General features: G+C 44.7%; 13 protein-coding genes. 7 read left to right on the top strand and 6 right to left on the bottom strand.

The annotated features are described in order from the left end of the window. Positions 1 to 86: 86 nt before the first annotated feature. The 4 genes from fhuB to QUF19_RS23395 all read right to left on the bottom strand — a co-directional run bounded on the left by fhuB (position 87) and on the right by QUF19_RS23395 (position 6,388). The gene (gene fhuB, locus QUF19_RS23410; protein ID WP_286300168.1) at positions 87 to 2,081 is read right to left on the bottom strand and encodes a Fe(3+)-hydroxamate ABC transporter permease FhuB; all 1,995 of its coding nucleotides are present in this window, start codon (positions 2,079 to 2,081) and stop codon (positions 87 to 89) included. Continuing rightward, the gene (locus tag QUF19_RS23405; RefSeq protein ID WP_286300165.1) at positions 2,081 to 3,034 is read right to left on the bottom strand and encodes an iron-siderophore ABC transporter substrate-binding protein; all 954 of its coding nucleotides are present in this window, start codon (positions 3,032 to 3,034) and stop codon (positions 2,081 to 2,083) included. Before QUF19_RS23405 ends, fhuB begins: the two co-directional genes overlap by 1 nt. 91 nt (positions 3,035 to 3,125) lie before the next feature. Continuing rightward, positions 3,126 to 5,273 carry a TonB-dependent siderophore receptor gene (locus QUF19_RS23400; protein ID WP_286300163.1) on the bottom strand — a complete coding sequence of 716 codons (2,148 nt, stop codon included), beginning with the start codon at positions 5,271 to 5,273 and terminating at the stop codon, positions 3,126 to 3,128. A 206-nt stretch (positions 5,274 to 5,479) separates the two neighbouring features. Then, complete coding sequence (locus QUF19_RS23395) at positions 5,480 to 6,388, bottom strand: AraC family transcriptional regulator (protein ID WP_286300161.1); 909 nt, start codon at positions 6,386 to 6,388, stop codon at positions 5,480 to 5,482. Positions 6,389 to 6,607: 219 nt separating this feature from the next. On the opposite strand from QUF19_RS23395, the gene QUF19_RS23390 reads away from it, so the two are divergent. Then, a complete protein-coding gene (locus tag QUF19_RS23390) occupies positions 6,608 to 7,369 on the top strand; it encodes a siderophore ferric iron reductase (protein WP_286300158.1) in 762 nt (253 codons plus the stop codon). A gap of 76 nt (positions 7,370 to 7,445) precedes the next feature. Continuing rightward, positions 7,446 to 8,231, top strand: coding sequence for an ABC transporter ATP-binding protein (locus QUF19_RS23385; protein WP_286300156.1), 786 nt, complete (start codon positions 7,446 to 7,448; stop codon positions 8,229 to 8,231). Positions 8,232 to 8,357: 126 nt separating this feature from the next. Here the strand turns inward: QUF19_RS23385 and QUF19_RS23380 are convergent, their stop codons facing one another. After that, positions 8,358 to 9,551 (bottom strand): multidrug effflux MFS transporter, encoded by a 1,194-nt coding sequence (locus QUF19_RS23380; protein WP_286300153.1) that lies wholly within the window; start codon positions 9,549 to 9,551, stop codon positions 8,358 to 8,360. 297 nt (positions 9,552 to 9,848) lie between these two features. On the opposite strand from QUF19_RS23380, the gene QUF19_RS23375 reads away from it, so the two are divergent. The 4 genes from QUF19_RS23375 (at position 9,849) to QUF19_RS23360 (ending at position 12,879) form a co-directional block, all read left to right on the top strand. Next, positions 9,849 to 10,940 carry a PQQ-dependent sugar dehydrogenase gene (locus QUF19_RS23375; protein ID WP_286300151.1) on the top strand — a complete coding sequence of 364 codons (1,092 nt, stop codon included), beginning with the start codon at positions 9,849 to 9,851 and terminating at the stop codon, positions 10,938 to 10,940. A 498-nt stretch (positions 10,941 to 11,438) separates the two neighbouring features. Beyond that, on the top strand, positions 11,439 to 11,648 hold the full coding sequence (locus QUF19_RS23370) for a cold-shock protein (RefSeq protein WP_010430417.1): 210 nt from the start codon (positions 11,439 to 11,441) through the stop codon (positions 11,646 to 11,648). Positions 11,649 to 11,765: 117 nt separating this feature from the next. After that, complete coding sequence (locus QUF19_RS23365) at positions 11,766 to 12,305, top strand: YaeQ family protein (protein ID WP_286300121.1); 540 nt, start codon at positions 11,766 to 11,768, stop codon at positions 12,303 to 12,305. Continuing rightward, positions 12,298 to 12,879 carry a hypothetical protein gene (locus QUF19_RS23360; RefSeq protein WP_286300118.1) on the top strand — a complete coding sequence of 194 codons (582 nt, stop codon included), beginning with the start codon at positions 12,298 to 12,300 and terminating at the stop codon, positions 12,877 to 12,879. The genes QUF19_RS23365 and QUF19_RS23360 overlap by 8 nt, the downstream gene beginning before the upstream one ends. Positions 12,880 to 13,303: 424 nt before the next feature. On the opposite strand, the gene folE is transcribed toward QUF19_RS23360, so the two are convergent. Next, entirely contained in the window at positions 13,304 to 13,957 is a 654-nt protein-coding gene (folE, locus tag QUF19_RS23355) for a GTP cyclohydrolase I FolE (RefSeq protein ID WP_004731548.1), read from the bottom strand. 216 nt (positions 13,958 to 14,173) lie between these two features. Between folE and moeA the strand changes: the two genes are divergently transcribed. Next, positions 14,174 to 15,409 carry a molybdopterin molybdotransferase MoeA gene (moeA, locus tag QUF19_RS23350; RefSeq protein ID WP_286300102.1) on the top strand — a complete coding sequence of 412 codons (1,236 nt, stop codon included), beginning with the start codon at positions 14,174 to 14,176 and terminating at the stop codon, positions 15,407 to 15,409. Positions 15,410 to 15,411 lie beyond the last annotated feature (2 nt).

Raw genomic sequence — 15,411 nt, 5'->3', positions numbered from 1 at the left:
CCAATCACTGCCTTAATGTTTGTTTCGATTGATAAAGAGACTTGTTATTAATCTACTGACTGGCTATCAATCTACTAACTATAAACTTAAGTTCTTCGAGATTTTAGTAACAAGAAGATGAAGTAACTACCACCAATTATGGAAACTAGTGTTCCTGCCGCAAGTTGTGCTGGGAAGACAACTACTTGCCCTAACCAGTCGGCGAATAACATCAGTGCCGCACCAATCAAAAACGATAAGATGATCTGTTCACGAACCAAGCGAGCACCAACCATGGCTGCAATATGTGGTGCTAATAAGCCAACAAAAGCAACTGGTCCCATGGTGGTTGTGACCATCGAACATAACACCGCGACAATACACAGCAGAGCCACATAAGCGATGTTGATATTCAGCCCTCGAGCGCTAGCGAACTGTCGGCCTGTAGCAATTAACGTCACCCAGCGACTCAACAGTAAAGCACCTCCAATACAAACGGTGATCACGATAGCCATGATCATTGCTGCATCAGGTTCAACACGATAGGTAGAGCCTGCCAACCAAGCCAATAAGGTGTATTTCCCCTCACCTACTCGCGTTAGAGAAAATTGCACCAAGGCTTCCAGTACTGCGGTTAGCGAGATACCTGTCAGGATTAGAATAGACGGTGCAAACTGATGCTTCTTGCCAAGGAACAGCAACAAACAGAGTGCTATCGCACTTCCTAAAAACGCAACCCATGGGCTTAGCGAGTGAATCGAGTAGCCCATAAACAGGCTACTGAAAATCAACGCTAGAACCGCTCCTGCCGACACGCCAAGAATGTCTGGACTTGCAAGCGGGTTGTAGACCAATCTTTGTAATATGACGCCAGCCACCGCCAAGCCGCCACCAGCGAATATCGCCGTTAACATTCTCGGCCAACGAATCGACCATTCAAATGCATCTGGGATAACGAAGTAGCCCATATCTGAAGAAGGTTGTGACAATGTACTCAACGCCAGCAACCCAAGGATCATCGAGCCCAACAAGAAGTAAGCCAAAGATGAAATAGACTTCGGACCTTTAGGCATCGAGAAAAATAGCTGGTCTTGAGCAGACATTTGCTTGCGAGCAATAATGATCAACGCTGGAGCACCAATCACTGCAGTTGCTGTCCCTGTTGGAATCATGTCCAAAGACCACTGCGCTAAGAAGATCGCCAAACTGTCGGTGACACAAAGTAATAGCGCACCTAATACACAACTTGCGATGAGTTCAGATTTCGCCTTTAAGAAACCTAAATGTCTCGCGATATTTGGCGCAATCAAGCCAATAAAGCTGATCACGCCCACTGAGGTAATCGATACAGAAGCCAGCCAAACACCAATCGCCATCAACACAAAGAAGGTCGTGCCGATGTTAAGACCACGCGCGGCAGCCCCTTCAGCACCGATCGAAAGCAGAGTCAGGACTCTTGGCGCCAATAAGAAGATGGCGAAGATCGGCAGTAACTTGGGCATCAGCCAAAGTACTTGTTCCCAACCGTTCTGTCCTAGATCGCCCGCTCCCCATACGAACAAGTTCTGCGCATACTGGTCGTTGAGCAAGATAATCGCGGTCGCAAATGCCCCTAGTAATAAATTCACCGCCATCCCCGCCAAGACAATCGGTAAACCACTCATATTTTTGATGCCAACAATGGAAACGATAAGCCCCATTGCAAGCAGCGCCCCAATCAGCGCAAACCAAACTGAATATTGAGCGACCAACATCGGCGCGACCACATTCAGAATGACCAGACCAAGCCATGCGCCTGATGATGTGCCTAAAGTAAGCGGAGACATCATGCGGTTCTGCGTTAACTGTTGGAACAAACTACCTATGGTACCGAGTGTTCCACCAACCAAAACCGCCATTACTAAACGTGGCAAGTTGACATAGATTAGCGCCATCAGCTCGAATGATTCATCGACCATTGAGTTGAATGTCGCGCTGTCATTGATCTGTGAGACTTGTTGGAACAACTCACCGATAGGGCCAAATTCAGACTGGCCTAACCATAAATGAACAAGGGCGGCGATAAATAACACCGCCACCATCATCAAACCACTGGATTTCATTACTGCTCCGCTAACGTCAACAGCGATTGCGCCATCGCTTCTGCGTTATACAAAATCGACATTGCACCGCCGTAGCTCCAACTTGCTGCAACGGGGCTAAATTGACCATTACGAACGAAAGGCATGCTCTTCCAGATAGGTGAACGATCTAGTTTTTCTTGATATGGGAAAGGTTCAAAGTAAAGCGCAATGCCACCCTTGACGTTCTTAAGTTCAGTCATTCGTTTTTGACTGATGCCCCACTGACTCGCAGGCAGATCCATCGCATTTTCAAAACCGAGCTGCTCAAGCGCATATTGCGGAATCGAATTATCGCCGTAAATGAACACCGAGGTGGTGCTCGCAAAACGGAAAGAGGTGACTTTCGGCTTATCGCCCGGATACGCTTTATCCAGTTCAGCTTTTAAAACCGCGATACGTTCATCCATCGCAGCCAGTTTGTTGTTCGCTTGTTCTTCTTTGCCAAGCAATTGACCTATCTTCTTAAAGTTCTCGATAGCCGCCGCCGCATTGCTGTGTTGCTCACTGTATGTTTGGTAGTAAAGCACGGGCGCAATTTCAGAAAGACGCGCCTGAAGATCTTTCTGAGGAGAAGCGATAAGAATCACATCTGGGTTTAGCTTCTTCAAAGCAGAAAAATTAGGTTCAGTTCGTGTACCAATATCCGCCACGCCTTCAGGAATCGCAGGTTGAACAACCCAATCGCTATACGCTGCAATATCAGGCACCGCGACTGGCGTAACACCGAGTTCGATAACTTGTTCTGCAATGTCCCAGTTCAGCGCCGCGACTCTAACAGGCTGAGCTTCAAGGGTTTTAACACCCTCACTGTCTTCTACTTGGTAATTAGCCATCACATTAAACGATAAAGCACTCGCTAAGATGGATAGCGCGAGCTTTGTATTCAAATTCTTTGCTTTAGAAAAATGGGAAGCTATTGGTTTTAAGCTCATATCTTTGCCTGCTCAATCTAAATTCTATATTTCTTCAAACGACAAAAGCAGCCTTAACTAGGCTGCTTTAAAATGGATAACCCTAACCTAGTTAGAATTCATAGTTCACGCTTAGCTCTACAGACTGCTCCGCACCGAACCAGCAGTTTGATTGGTCGTAACAGGTGTAATACTCTTCATTAAATAGGTTATTAACCAACAAGTTAGCCGTTGCACCAGATAGTGTCTCGCTTGCCTCACCTAGGTCATAACCCACGGATAGATCGACGACCGTGTATGACGGTACTTTGCCCTGAGTGTTTGTTGCATCCATTTCCATTTCACCCATGTAACGAGCGCCTGCACTCCAACGCGTACCGGCTAAAGCACCACCGTAAACATAGTAATTGCTCCAGAGATTCGCAGCGTGTGTTGGTACGTAGATCGGTGTCGTACCTTCTAGTTCAGGATTTGCATCTTCCGTCACTTCCATATCGACATAGGTGTAGCTCGCGTTCACATCCCAATCTTCCGTTACAAACCATCGGCCTTCGACTTCCACACCTTGAGAACGTACTTCACCTAACTGAATCTTAGAGCGATATGTTGGATCTGATGGATCGGCAGCAATTGAGTCTTTCTTAGTAATGTAAAAGTATGATGCGGTAAGTTGCTGTGCCATATCAGCAGAAAGGTATTTCACACCGAGTTCGACTTGCTCACCCAACTGAGGCTTCAACGAATTACCGTTGATATCAGTACCTGCTGCAGGCTCAAAGCTCGTCGCGTAACTTACAAATGGAGAGATGCCATTATCTAACTCATACAACGCGCCTACGCGGTAAGAGAACTGGTTGTGATCGGCCTTTTCAGTGCCATCGCTTGTTGGGTAAGTGCTCGTTTTATCGTCACTCGCTTTAAACATGTCGTAACGTCCACCAGCAAGTAAAACCAGCGCGTCGTAGCGAACTTGATCTTGGAAATACAGGCCCAGTTGTTCAGTCGTTATGTCATGTGATTCACGATAATTCTCTTGTAGCTGACTTTTATCCAAAAGGCTGTTATTCGGATTGTATGCGTTGAAATCACCGAAACTACTGTTTGCATCAAACTCTTTGTACAAAGAGTCGCCGGTTAGTTTTAGGTAATCGAGACCAAACAATAAGTTATGCTCTAAACCAGCAACCTCGACACGACCTGACACTTGGTTATCGATAACAAAGCTTTGAGAGTCTTCATCCGTGCTGTACACATTTCGAATTAAGCTACCAGTTGCTGCGTTAAAATTCGTACCGCGATGGTAGGTGTTTTCTTGATATAACGACGCATCGGAATAACGAGCATTCTGAAGGAAAGTCCAGTTGTCATTGATTTGATGATTGATCTTATAGCCTAACATCAAGACTTCACGTTCAAAGGTACTCCAGTTCTTGTCGCCCATGGACACAGATGGATCACTTGCCTTCAGCACTTCAAGCGGCATTGCAGAGTTAGTACCCATTGACGGATCATTCTGATAGTAAAGATTGAAGTTAATAAGTGTTCTATCAGATACCTGCCAATCTAACGATGGAGCAATCACATAACGCTCTTCTTCTGCGTTATCAACTTGGCTGTCTTGTTTACGAGCTAACGCTACCAAACGATATGAAAAGTCACTGTCGCCTAACTGACCTGAAGTATCAATTGACGCTTCCATCAGATTTCTTGAACCTGTAGATACACCAACTTTTGTAGACCCATCTTCTTGCGGTGTCTTCGCGATCATGTTGACCATGCCACCCGGTGGCATCGATCCATACAACACAGACGTAGGGCCTTTAAACACTTCAACTTGCTGAATCGCAATAGGGTCTATCTGAGGTTGCAGGTTCCAACCTGTTAGGAACGGGAGCACCAAGCCATCATAGTAGCTTTGGTTATTACTGAAACCACGAATCGAGAACGTATCGTACATCGTTACTGATGCGCCCTTCTGTTCGGTTACAACACCCGGCGCGTATCTAAGCGCTTGGTTGAGGGACTTCACACCTCGTTGCTCTAACTGTTCTTCATCAATAACGGTAATACCTTGAGGCGTCTCTTCTGGCTCAAGTGCCGACTTAGTCGCTGTATTACGATAGGCTTTACCCATAATAGTGACAGTCTCGATATTCGAGTCTGCCGCTGTAACGGTTTCTTCCGCCAACGCTTGCGCTGAAAACGCAGTGAGCAACGCTACTGCCAATGATGAATACTTAAAACGAGTGTGAGTGGTCATGATTCCCTCGGTACCAACGCTTAATATAAATAATAATAAATCTCATTTGCATTGTATGTATCTAGAGATGGGATAATTAACAATTTGGTGCAAATTAAAAAAGAACTTGGCCTATTTTTAATGTAAATCGGTCAATTGCTGATTAAAAACACAATTGACCTTATTTTGGGAGAGGTCTTACAGGAAGAGATTTTGTGAGGATATGATTACGATTTAATAATAGGAACCCAGTACTCCATTTCAGCATCTGATGCATGGGCTTGATAGCCAAATGGGTACACTTCGAGCTCATAACCATCGACACCGCGATAACCAGAACTCGGCAGCCAGTTAAGCACAAACCAGCTCAAGGTATGTCGCAAGTTTTCAATCGGCCCACAATGCTTAACCACTGCATAAGTTTGCTTAGGGATAGTCAGCACCTTCAATTTATCGGAGATAATACTTGGTAATTGCGGGATTGAGATTCCGTCATGCAGCTCCACACCAGCCCAATAGTGAATATTCGTGCCATCGAAACAAGACTGAGTAAGATCAACGACGCCAATAAACTGAAGTACATTATCGTTTGGTATCGTCACTTCCTGCTCCAAGCGAGACCAAAGCTGAGGGACTTTCTCTGCAAAATCTTGTGTTAATGAAAACAAACCACTGATTTCTGATGTCATACCTTTAACAAGGAAAGACTCTCTTTCATCAATGCGAACTTCCACAAAACTGAGTAGCCCTTTTTCAGCAGCACTTGCGGTGTCAGACACTTGTATTGGTTTTCTCAGCCCTACCCTTTTGCCCGCTTTTCGATATTGGCTTGGGCTAGCTCCAAACATCTGCTTGAACGAACGGCTAAAGCTAATTTCGGAGTTGAACCCGAGGCCAAGCGCAATGTCGATCACGCGCTCTTTTCCGTCTAGCAAGTACTCGGCTGCTTGGCTTAACTTAAGCTCTCTCACATAGTTTGCTACAGTCAGCCCAGTTTCCGCTTGAAACACTCTTTGCAGTTGCCAGCGAGACCAACAGCTTTGTTTCGCGATATCTTCTAGCGATAGTGTCGAGCTTAGGTTCGCATGAATATAAGCCAAGACGCGGCTGATACGATCAAATGCTGGTGTGTTCATATTCAAGCTTTCATATTCTCTATAGTTGGCAGTGACACATTAGTTTCACCAATACTTTTATCATTTAAAAAGGCTTTTATCACTTAAAAATGTACAGCCTACCCACACTTTATAAATCTCAAAAACGTCAAAAGCACCCTGTAGATGCTCCATTTTGTATGGTTATCCTCGATCATGTCCGTTATGATAACGCAACTGATTCTCATTTATTGATTTAAGATGCTTCCCCAACTGCACAATATTATCACTCGTCGGAAAGCGCCGTCTCTACATCAGAAAATCTTCGCTTACTCAAAAGAAGTCACCCCTTATTTAAGCGGAAGCTTTGGCGCACTTAACAACAAGAGCATTGCGGTAACGAATGATAATAGCCATAAAGAGCTCAAACGAGTTTACGATGGCCTTGCGCAAAGCCACCCAGAAGCAGGCAAAGCGTATTGGTTAACGCGAACGTGGGATCTCGTGTGCTGGCAGCCTATCTATGTGACTTTCATTTCTATCTATGGACTTCATTCACTGCCCGACATCAAGCATATCGGTCAGTTTAGATACAAAGAGTTCATTACTGGCTATCGCTTTTTTAATGGTGATCATCAACATGGTTCACCTGAAGAGCTTATCCCACAGGCTGGAGAAGCCATTCTTACATTGACTGAATTTTATCGCAGCCAAATAAGTGAATGGACACGCATTCGCCCAGGGTTTACCAACCACTTACTGGCCGATCTACTGTTAAGTAGTTTGATCAAGCTGCAACAGCACGAGCCAAGCCTGACCAATGATTATATCACTGGGCAAGCTAAACTTTGGTTAGAAGCATGCCAATTACCTGAAAGTCATTTAGACAGTCTTAAGGTCGATGCCCATTCAGGCATGCTAAAACTGATCAGAGTCAGTTGCTGCCTTGTTTATAAGTGTGATTCAGGAAAGTATTGCGACGATTGTCCTAGGCACCCTGACAACAAGAAAACCGCTAAATAACACCCACTATTTTAAAGATCAGTGCGAAAGATTTGCTTTCATTAAGCATCGCTATTGGTCTCGATACAGGACCGACATGTTCCAGCTTTCAAACATCAACATCATTCGAGACAACCGAACCATCCTCTCAATAGAAGAGCTTACTATTCCGACCAATGAACTGATCGTGGTTCTTGGTCACAATGGTTCAGGAAAATCCACACTAGTAAACTTGCTGTCAGGACAAATGTCTCCAGATCACGGCACCGTCGATTTCGAAGGTACTTCCCTTTCTTCATTTAAAAGCAAAGAGTTAGCAAAGAAGATTGCCTATTTACCGCAAAAGCTTCCCGCCTCTGCAGGTTTGACAGTAGAAGAGCTGGTTCGTTTAGGGCGTTTCCCATGGAGAGGCGCATTAGGTCGTTGGAACTCTGAAGATAAATCGATCATCCAACAAGCAATGGAAAGAACCGGTATCGCGGAGTTTTCACAAGCATTAGCGGATGATTTGTCTGGTGGTGAACGTCAACGGGCGTGGGTCTCTATGTTGTTGGCTCAGCAATCACCAGTATTGATCCTCGATGAACCAACATCGGCATTGGATGTTCATCACCAATTTCAACTGATGGGTTTACTGTCTGAGCTCAATAAGAAGGACAACGTTGGGGTGATCGTCATCTTGCACGATTTGAACCTTGCTCTGCGTTACGCGACACACATTGTCGCCCTAAAAAAAGGGCAGATCGCATTTGAAGGTAGTGCGGATAAGTTGCTCGATGAAGAGGCATTGTCTGCTTTGTATGAATCCCCTATCCGATTGATCGATCATCCAGTTCCCGCTAACACAGCCGCGAGTGAAAAAGTTGCGGTGGTCTGCGAATAGATCAGACTTTCAAGCGCTCCAAGCCAAGTACAAAGACCCAATACCCAATACCCAATACCCAATACCCAACAATAAAAAAGGCCATTGAATCGTAAAAATTCAATGGCCTTTTTCTAATATTTATCGCTAGTTAAGCTGAGATTCTCTTGCTTCTTGGCTACTAAAACCACGCAAAATATTAAACAGAGTAATCAGTGTGAACACCGTAATCACGATCGATAGATGCCATGCTTCTCCTAACCCCAGTTGAACCAGTCCCATACTGACCATGGAAGACACCACCATTTGGCCACCGCCAGACATCGCAGCCGCAGCGCCCGCATTCTTTTTGTATGGCAACATCACCAAGGCTTGAGCACAAGGCAGTGCAATACCATTACCCAGTATCATCAAGAATTGACCAGTCATTAGGTACAGAGGTTCAAGCGGGCAGAAGAAAAGCCAAAATGCAGCCGAGATATGTAACACAGGCGTACACAATAGGGTTTTCTTATTACCGAATATCGGACGAATACGGTTACACAGACTGGTACCGCCGAGCATCCCTAATGCGGGAATCACTGCCCACATCGCGTATTCGTCTGACGTCATACCAATCTGGTTCTGCATGATAAACGGCATCACCGATACCGTGGTGATCATCAAGCTAAAGTTAAGCCAACCAATACTCGCAAAACTCATAAAGTAGCGAGAAGTAAGTAGCTCTTTGTATTGCAATGCCATTTTCTTCGGCGAAGGAATTGCGGAGGTCTGAGTGACGGTTTCCTTAAACTTGAACGCCAATACCACCCAAGCTAATGACACATATCCAAGTAGCGATATGAACACCATGCTCCAGCCAAAATGGTAGTTAATAAAGCCGCCGATTACTGGCGCAATCAAAGGTGTAATCGACGCGACCATCGCGATGTAGGACATCGCCAAAGGCAAATCAGCCCCGCTGAATCGATCTCGTGTTGAAGCGCGAGCAAGTACAGCGCAACAGCCAGTCCCTAAACCTTGAAGAAAACGCCCCATTACCATGCTAGTAAATGAATGGCTAAAGAAGATGATCATCAACAAGCCCAGCATGGCAATCAACAAACCGGTTAACAGTACCTTTTTACGCCCTAGCGCATCTGAAACGGGACCATAAATAAACTGAGAAGGACCAAAACCTAGCAAATAGACACTCACCAAGAGCTGAGCTTGCTCTAGCGAGACATCGAAATCTTTCGCGATCCAAGGTAAAGAAGGAAACACCAAGCCCATACTGAGTTGGCCGATACTGATGACCAAACACGCAAGTAGGATCGATTTAAAGTCAAATCGACGGCTCATGATGTAAAGTATCCGATAGAACAGCGGTTTCGAGAGCGAGTAGTTTGAGAATAGATCGCTTGAATATCTACCTGACAACGTAAAGACAGAGGAAATAACGAAAATGTTGCAGGGTAAGTATTCATTGTACTCCGAAAAATCGAATAGAAGATGGCAGGGTAAACATACGTGAGCTTGTATAATCATACAATACTCGCTCGACTAAATATGTGAATAGTGACTTTTCACTGACCCTAATTATCTACTTGCCGACCGCAAGCTAAACTAATACAACGTCATGACAATCAAGGGACTTCAATGAACACTCATCATCGTATTCTTTCCTGTGCTTTGGCACTCATCGTATCAGGTCCAATTGCTTCAACCCCAGTTTTTACATGGCAGGCAGAAAAAATCACAGACGGCCTCGAGATTCCATGGGGTCTCGCTTATGTCGATGACGGTTCTATGCTTCTCACAGAAAAAGCAGGCGTTATCAAACACGTTGATTTAAAAACTGGTGAACAAAGCACACTGTTCAGGCTGCCCAATGTTTGGGCGAAAGGCCAAGGTGGTTTGTTGGATATCGCGCTCTCCCCTTTTGAAGAAGATAAGTTCTATGTTACCTACAGTAAAGATGTCGACGGCGAAGGCGTAACCACGCTTGCTTCTGCTACGTACAAAGGCGATGAGGTGTCTGACTGGCAAGATGTGTTTGTGTCTAAATCGAGAACAGATACAGGTCGTCACTTTGGTAGCCGCATAACCTTTGATGATAGCCATCTGTATTTTTCAATCGGCGATCGTGGTGACAGAGACAACGGCCAAAATACGCTCACTCATGCAGGCTCGATATTGAGATTGAATGCCGATGGAAGCCCACCTAGCGACAACCCATTCACCGATAACGACCAGATTCTCAATGAGATTTGGAGCTTTGGTCATCGCAATCCGCAAGGACTTTTTTACGATTTCCCCAGTAAAAATCTTTGGTCGATTGAACACGGACCTCGCGGTGGTGATGAAATCAACCTAATTAAAGCAGGCGCTAACTACGGCTGGCCAGTTACATCCCACGGTAAAGAGTATTGGGGCCCTATCAGCGTGGGAGAATCTGAAACCAAAGACGGCATTGAAGCACCTAAAAAAGTCTACGTGCCTTCAATCGCTCCGGGTAGTTTGATCGTCTACCAAGGTGACAAATACCCTGAATTACAAGGCAAGATGTTGGCAGGCGCACTTAAACTTACTCACATCAATATTGTGACGGTCAACGAGCAAGGTGAGGCAATCAAAGAAGAGCGTATTCTAGAGGAGTTAGGTGAAAGAATAAGAGACATTGAAACCTCTCCCGACGGCGACATTTTCTTCAGCACTGACAATGGCAATCTATATCGCCTGAAGAAGTAACACGATACGCAATCACACAGTGATATAAGGTCTGATTGCGTCAGTTTTCCCGCTATTTATCTATTTATAGCTACTATTTAACGACGTTTCTACCAAACTCGCGGTTTGGAAATCTGACGTTAGAGATGGTTGTTTTAAGGGCTTCGGTTTAGTGATTACACGTATAAAACCAGTGTAATTACTCCAAATTTGTCATCAATTTCACCCACGTTTTTCACAAAAACGACAACAAATCACCATACTACTGTAACTCCATGATATTTAAGGAATGCAAAGTTTGACTGCCCCCAAGTTTCTGCAACCTTTCGTTATGGATTCGATTGACTATCCCTTGATTTGATTTAGACTTCATCTCGGCTAGAAAGAAAGTTCTTTGTATATAAACATTTCGTTGGATTACTAGTAACCCCGTTGTGTTGTACGCAATAGCAATAAACTTTTCCGCGCTATCAGTGCCACAATTGGCTCAAAATAAAAATTTAATTTTAGGATATCATCATGTCTAACACAGTTACTGGTACAGTAAAATGGTTCAACGAAACTAAAGGCTTCGGCTTCATTCAACAAGAAAACGGTCCAGACGTATTCGCACACTTCTCTGCAATCACAGGCGACGGTTTCAAAACTCTTGCTGAAGGCCAAAAAGTTGAGTTCGTAGTATCTCAAGGTCAAAAAGGCCCACAAGCTGACAGCATCAAAGTACTTTAATTTAGTATTTTAAAGCTTTCTAAAAATAGCCAGCCTCTGCTGGCTATTTTTTTACCCGCTATTCAGAGATTTAAGGTAATATTCCCCCTCACTATTTCTACCTAAGACACCCCCTCAATGGCTCTTAAACCGACAATCTACAAGTTTCGTATCTCTCTAACCGATATGAATCGCGACTATTACGACTCTTTTAATCTAACGGTTGCACAACACCCTTCTGAAACAGAACAGCGTATGATGGCTCGAATCATGGCTTTCTGTATCAATGCCTCTCCTGAACTTGAGTTCACTAAAGGGTTGTCTAGCATTGAAGAACCCGATTTATGGCAGAAGTCGTTAGATGACCAAATCCTAGACTGGATTGATGTCGGCGAACCTGATCCAGAGCGCGTGAAAAAAGCGACTCGCTTATCTAAGTCTGTGCGCGTATTCAGCTTCAACACCAAGTCGAACGTTTGGTGGGAACAAAACAAAGGCAAGTTCGGTTACCTGAAAGCTCAAATTGTCCGTCTGGATAACGATGGTATCGAGCAACTGACAGCAATGACACAACGTACAATGGACCTTTCAGTGATGCTGTCGGGTAACTCTGCTTTCGTTAACAGCGACACGCAATCTGCAGAAGTCACTTGGGAAGAGCTACAGAGCAATGACTGAGATCCAAGCTCAGACTGAATCTCAGCGCCAGACTAAGCTCGAAGCTTGTTTGCAGCTCGCTGGTCTCGATTCAGTAAAAGCACTGACAACTGGCTATGAAAAAGAGTTAAAGTCATTTACCGACGAAAACCATGCGCTTTTCAAACATGCTAGTGAGAATAAGCCTGACAACTCAGAGCGACAAACCTTACTTGGGCTGTTAACCAAAGTGCATATCGATGTGAGCTACCGCTTTGAAAGTAATAAAGAAGCCAGCGAGGCGATGCAAGGCGTTTTCGATAGCACAGTAGGCAGTGAACACGGCGACAAATTTCAAAACTCCAATGCTCAGCAATTGAAGTTAGTGACGCATTTGTGGTTGTTCATTCAAGGACGACTAGGAATGGATTACAGCCTAGCGAATGATCATGCAGCTGCGACCGCGACGTTGTTGTCTCGCCTTTCGAGAAGTACTGATGACGAGATTCGAGTCGATTTCATGGGTAGCTTTTATGATGGTTTGAACCTCTATCAAGCTGAGAACAAACCATCAGGCTTTGTTCATCGCTTTAAGCGTTTGTTTAATCTTACTTAAGCATTCCACCAGCTGCTGCACCCTAATTTGCGCTTTATAGATTCTGTAGAGCGCATCTAATTTCCGTTCTAATCAAACAACTCTCCTCGAAAAAGCAGATTCCCTATTACGCTCGTTCCTCGCTTTAGGGAATGACGAATGTGTGTGCTCCACACTTCTTGAGTGCGCTTCACCTAGACACTTACACAGATAAACAGGCGCACAAAAGGTCCCCCTCGATTCTCAAGGTTCACCTGAACAAACTCGGCGAAATTCTCCGTCACCCTCGAGAAGGAGGAACGACTGAGTCGGGGATCTATAATCCACGCACGCGAAAGCTCATACTACAGATACAAAAAAGCCCCGCATAAAGCGAGGCTTAGAATATTTTCAACGAACTTCAATTTACAGAGGCTAAATTGAATTCATCTAATAATGCAGCGAATTAACGTAGGCCGTGTAAGAACTCATGGCGCGTTGCTGGGTTTGATCTAAAAATACCGCCCAGTGCTGTTGTCGTCGTTTCACTGGTTGCATCCATCACACCACGCGATTTCACGCAGTAATGAACCGCATCCATGGTTACAGCAACATCATCCGTTTCTAGTAGCGTTTGTAATGCTACAAGGATTTGCTGCGTCATACGTTCTTGAACTTGTGGACGCTGAGCAAAGAAACGAACGATTCGGTTGATCTTCGAAAGACCAATGATCTTACCTTGCGGAATGTAAGCCACTGCAGTTTTACCATCAATGGTTACTAAGTGATGCTCACATGTGCTGGTCACGGTAATGTCTTTTACTCGTACCATCTCACGAACACCCATCTTGTTTTCGATCACGGTGATTTTAGGGAAATTGGCGTAATCCAAACCAGAGAAAATCTCATCCACATACATTTTCGCAATACGTTGTGGTGTTTCTTCCAGACTGTCATCTGCAAGATCAAGTTCAAGGAGAGTTAGAATCTCACGCATATGGTGTTCGATTCGTTCCTTTTTCTCTTCTCGGCTAACCTGATTAGGACGCATTGGTGTCTCTAATCCGCGGCTTGCTAGCGCATCTTTAACCAACTTCGCTGATTCGCTAAGACCTGACATTGAACTTCCTCTTTTATTGCCCCTTCTGGATGGCAAACAAGGATACTCGGAATTTTGAATAAATACACCCATATTTTAAGGGAGGTCATTATTTACGGGGGTTAAACTATGCTAAAGTGGCTGCAATTTCGTTGGCGAATAGTGTTAATTTGATCATTATTGAATCACTACTGCCAGCCACCAAATCAAAATAATAACGACCAAAGGATTTCAATTATGAGCTGTTGCGACGCTCCCGGCTTAATGCCAATTGAAGAAGCACTAGATAAGCTGCTATCACCAATCAAACCAATCCAAACGACTCTGTCTCTGCCTCTTGCAGAAGCATTAGGTTATGTCCTTGCTGAAGATATTCTTTCCCCTATTTTCGTACCTCCTTTTGATAACTCAGCAATGGATGGTTATGCATTACGCTTAGCAGACCTAGAGAACGGTAAAGTACTGCCATTAGCAGGCAAATCTTTTGCAGGCCAACCGTTCGAAGGTGAATGGCCAACAAACACCTGTATTCGCATTATGACTGGCGCAAAAATCCCTGAAGGTTGTGACGCGGTCATCATGCAAGAAAATACGGTCGAAACTGACGCTGGTATTGAGATTCAACAAGACGACATCAAGCTGAACAATAATATTCGCCCTACTGGTGATGACATCAAACAAGGTGATATCGTTCTTAGCCGAGGTGAACGTTTAACACCTCGTGATATTCCGATGATTGCTTCACTGGGTGTAAGCCATGTGACAGTGCTAAACAAGCCTAAAGTCGCGTTCTTCTCTACTGGCGATGAGCTAAAGCCATTAGGTCAACCTCTTGAAGACGGTCAGATCTACGACAGTAACCGTTACGGCATTAAGCCGTTAATTGAAGCTTTTGGTTGTGAAGCTATTGATTTAGGCATCATCCCAGATTGCCCTGCAACGCTTAAAGAGACGTTCGAGAAAGCACAGCAAATAGCAGACGTGGTTGTGACTTCTGGTGGCGTAAGTGTTGGTGAAGCCGATTACACCAAAGATATTCTTGAGGAACTGGGGCAAATCGGTTTTTGGAAACTGGCAATCAAACCGGGTAAACCATTTGCATTCGGTGAATTGGATGATGCGTGGTTCTGTGGCCTACCGGGTAACCCAGTATCGGCGATGATGACCATGTACGTACTGGTTCAACCTATGCTGGCTAAGCTTGCGGGTCATACCGCGTGGACAGCGCCAGAATCTATTCCCGCTATCACCAAATCTGCATTCAAAAAAGGTCCAGGTCGTACTGATTACCAGCGTGGTATCTACTCGATTGAAAACGGTCAATTTGTTGTTGAAACAACTGGTAACCAAAGCTCAGGGGCTTTCCGATCGATGAGTTTGGCAAACTGCTTTGTGGTGCTAGAACGTGAACGTGGTCGCGTAGAAGTGGGCGAAACGGTTCAGATCCAACTGTTTAACTCGACGCTTTACTAACG

It is taken from the genome of Vibrio sp. FE10, assembly GCF_030297155.1.
Classification (GTDB): Bacteria; Pseudomonadota; Gammaproteobacteria; order Enterobacterales; family Vibrionaceae; genus Vibrio; species Vibrio apostichopi.
This window is presented reverse-complemented; position numbering and strand designations above follow the sequence as displayed.